General features: G+C 47.2%; 4 protein-coding genes. 3 read left to right on the top strand and 1 reads right to left on the bottom strand.

Annotation, left to right across the window (positions count from 1 at the left end; all coding sequences use genetic code 11):
* Positions 1-80 precede the first annotated feature (80 nt).
* From C7B77_RS25855 to C7B77_RS25845, 3 genes are all read left to right on the top strand, one after another.
* Positions 81-326 (top strand): hypothetical protein, encoded by a 246-nt coding sequence (locus C7B77_RS25855; protein ID WP_106311746.1) that lies wholly within the window; start codon positions 81-83, stop codon positions 324-326.
* Positions 327-479: 153 nt separating this feature from the next.
* Positions 480-1,166: a hypothetical protein gene (locus C7B77_RS25850; RefSeq protein WP_106311748.1), complete on the top strand. Its 687-nt coding sequence runs from the start codon at positions 480-482 to the stop codon at positions 1,164-1,166.
* Between the two features lie 290 nt (positions 1,167-1,456).
* Positions 1,457-2,230, top strand: a complete 774-nt coding sequence (locus C7B77_RS25845; RefSeq protein WP_106311744.1) for a HEAT repeat domain-containing protein — start codon at positions 1,457-1,459, stop codon at positions 2,228-2,230.
* A 64-nt stretch (positions 2,231-2,294) separates the two neighbouring features.
* Here the strand turns inward: C7B77_RS25845 and C7B77_RS25840 are convergent, their stop codons facing one another.
* Positions 2,295-3,686, bottom strand: a complete 1,392-nt coding sequence (locus C7B77_RS25840) for an ISKra4 family transposase (RefSeq protein WP_106311742.1) — start codon at positions 3,684-3,686, stop codon at positions 2,295-2,297.
* Positions 3,687-3,818 lie beyond the last annotated feature (132 nt).

Here is a 3,818-nt window from a genome sequence, read left to right as displayed (position 1 = left end):
ACCGTGTAAATGTATTTTTTAACGGTAACGTTGATTAATTTTCTCTCACTCAGATTTAACATTTAGACAGGTATCGTTATGTGGAGCCAGAAAGTTTGCTGGAAACGGTTGAGGTTAAAGGTAGAGGTGGTACGGTGTTGATGCCTGCGATCGTCAAATTAGAATCAGCGGTGGATTTTCCGAAAGATGCGCCGATTTTGGTGATTACGGATGGCGAGTGCGATTCGCTGACTTTGCACCGCGCTCATGCGTTTTTATTGCCAGTAGGCGGACGATTGCCGTTTGATACCCGCGCGCCGATTTTTCATTTCGATCGATCGGATTAAATTAAATAGATAGTTGTATAGATTTAGCGATCGATATAGGGTAGATAGTAGAGGTTTCCGGACAAATAGCCAATGGTTGAATCGATGCCAAAATGCTAAACTGAGCCTATCGCATTCAATTTTGATGTGGTATGAGGTGTGGATTCTAAAATCATGTTAAAACAATCTGTTTCGTTATTATTGTTAACACTATCTTTAGGTAGTTTAGCAAGCTGTAGCAAAAATGTTGCCGACAAGCCTGTAGATACAGTCAGATCGACAAATACTAGTGCAATGACTACAACTAAACCCGCAACTACTGGTGCGATGACTGCAACCAAACCATCAACTGCTGGTGCTTTGGCAATAGTTCCAGCCGGAATTACGATCGATACCGATCTGCAACAAGAATTATCTAGCGGTAAAAATCGCGATAACGATCGATTTGTAATTAAAGTTAAAAACGGTTCTGTCGGCAAATATCCAGCCTTGAAAGATGCCACGATCGAAGGACATTTAGAAAAGGTTACTAAAGCAGCTAAAGGCAAAAAATCTCAAATGAATTTAGCTTTCGACCAGCTCAAACTTAAAAATGGCGATCTTTTACCGATCGATGCCGCATTAGTTAATACTAAAGTGGAAACCAAAACTAAAGGGCAATTTCTCAAAAATGCCGGAATTATTTTAGGCGGCACGATCGCGGGTAACTTTATCGGTGACAAGACTAAATTCAAACATGGTAAGCTCGCAGGTGCTGCCGCCGCAACTGCGTTTGTTCTATCGAGTCCCGGTGGCGAAGTAGTGTTGAAAAAAGGTACCGATCTTCAGCTCAAACTGAAGTCTGCTGTCGATCCCAACTAATTGCGAACGAACAATGCTAGGGTAGGGGCAATTGCTGAATTGCCCCTACCCTAACATTTTGATGGTCGATCGCGATCGACCCAGGATCCAAATCTCGAAGATCGAAAACTAGATCGGTTATCGCCGATCGCTTTGGCTGCATTGACTTTGCTATAATGCGATCGAGTTGTCAATAATAGCTCGATCTTCAATACTGTCGGCCAATAGATCCTCAACTGTCGCGATCGGGTTAGATAGATATACAGCTTTGGACTAGATTTTGGTGATGGGCATAGGCTAGAGTATTTATTATGGTTTACGAAGCAGATCCGAACTTCCTAGAGGATGATATCGATCTAGATAGTTCAGAGGACGATCTAGACACTTTGGCAGTATTAGATGCCAATCCAGAGCCGCTCCAGCCAGATCCAGAGGCAATGTTGCGATTGCTCACCAGTGCAGTTCCCTCTCAGCGAATGTTGGCGGCGCGAGCTTTCTGTGAGATTCAAGATGCTAGAGCGATTCCGCATTTGATCGATTTGCTTGCCGATCCTTGTCCATTGGTGAGAGTTGCGGCTACCTATGGATTAGGACGCAATCCCAGCCCCGATGCTGTCGAACCGCTCATCTCTCAACTCGATCGAGATTGGAATGGCTACGTTCGTAAGGGGATCGTCTGGGCTTTGGGCAACTGTCGCGATATTCGCGCGCTCAAGCCACTCCTACGCTCTTTGAAGGTGGATATTTCGGCTGTGAGGTTGTGGGCGGCTAGCGCGCTCGGACAAGCCGCAGATCTCAGTTATGAGGCAGTAATCGCGACGATTCCGCCGATTATTGAAGCTTTAATTAACGATCCTTTAGCCGCCGTGCGGAGTAATTGTGCGTGGTCTTTGGGGCGATTGTGTCGCGAGTTACCCTCGAATGTGGTGTATGCTACAGCGATCGATGCGCTGATTCAAGTATTAGAAGAAGATGCGGATCTGGGAGTTAGAGATGATGCTAAAGCAGCTCTACTCAAACTCGGAGATCCGCGCGGTATTCAATCGATCGAAAATCTAGAATCCGACTCAGAATTACCATTGTAAGCTCGGTTTGGACTAGTGCTTAGTTGTGAGTTACTGGTGCTAGAGAACCCGGATCTGGGCGTAGTTAAGGGATGGGGGAGTGCGGATGTACGGGAAGAGTAACATTCGGAAAAAGGGGATCGAAACGTTGATTGACCCAAGCAACACGGAGAATAAGTAAATTGTTGAAGCCAGACTCGCTCCATCTCATGCCAACACCCTTAAAACGTTGTTGAATCAGCCACTTACAGGCACTTTCAATCATGCCAGAACCGAGAGGGAGCTGTAACTGCTCAAAGTGTTGATAGCGAATATGGTGGTGATGACGCTGAAAGTAAGCTTGGACTTGAAGGAGAGTAGCCAAAGAATTACCAGTAAACAGATCGGTGTTAATCAGCCTGGTCAAAGAAGCTAGGACGAGGGCATCTTGGCCGTGACGGAGTTGGTGTCGCCAACGGACAAACCAAGCCCTGGCATCAGCAGAGCGAGGAGATGTAAAGATCGCCGCAGTAGCCCGCCACAGATGCCCAGCCGCATGATAGAAATCGAGCACGGCAACAGTGCAGTGAGCAAAACAAGTATGGTAAACCCGCCAGAACCCTTTGCCGCCATCACTGAGCCAGACTACCTGTGAAGCTGAGTCAAAGGCTTGACGACGCGCTTCTAGCTGAATGTGGGGAATAAATTTGTCGATATCGCCTAACACAGCTACCAGTCGGCGATTCAACAGTTGTGGGACTGTTACTCCTGCCCGATTGATGCCAGAGCCTAAGCGTGTTAGCAAGGCGATTTTGATTTCTTGCCACTGCGTTTTTCCTTTGGGTGTGTTGGCGACTGGGCGAAAAGGTACCATGACTCCATCGGCGGCAATTGCCAATGGTAAGACCGATTCAATCGCTGAGAGTGGATCTGGCTTGACAACTTGCCCCTGGGCTTGTGATTGAAGTTGTAATTCAATCTCGGCTTGCGCCTGTCTACCTTTGGTCTGAACCCAATTCCACAGGGTACTGCTACTGACTGATAGCCCACTCCACTGACCTAACAGCCAACTTGCTAGCTCATACGGCATGACCACACTGAGCAAACAACCTAATCTCATCAATTCTTCACTGCTCGACTGGTTGGGTGCAATCCCCAGTGCTTCATCTAATGGCACCGCTAGATGACCCCTACATCCTTTTGGACACCTCCCCACTCTTCTGTTCCAGTTGATTTTCCCAATCACTGTTTCGATTTGCCGCTCTCTCCAGCCTTTTGATTGCAGTTTGTGTCCGCACTGCTGACATTTCGACCATTCTCCAATCACCCTGGCTCTCCGCTTCAGTTCTGCTTCTACTATCCCTCTGGCGATCCATAATCCCATTTGCATCGCCACCCAAACTATTGCTGGTAAACTTTCTGCTTTGACTAATAGCTCGCATTGTTCCAACCATTCTTGTTGGTCTGGGCAAATCTGTTCGATTGACGCTACAATCATGTTCACTATTTTTTTGATCCGGACATGGATATTATCCCTGTCTTTTTTATTTTTGTCCTACCCTTCCCCCATTAGCTGGCTACGCCCCCCGGATCTGGGGGGAGGCTTCCCCCCAGACCCCCCGTTGGGGGA

This window comes from Chamaesiphon polymorphus CCALA 037 (genome assembly GCF_003003845.1).
GTDB lineage: Bacteria > Cyanobacteriota > Cyanobacteriia > Cyanobacteriales > Chamaesiphonaceae > Chamaesiphon > Chamaesiphon polymorphus.
Note: the sequence above shows the minus strand (reverse complement) of the source record. Positions and strands in the feature narration are given on the sequence as shown.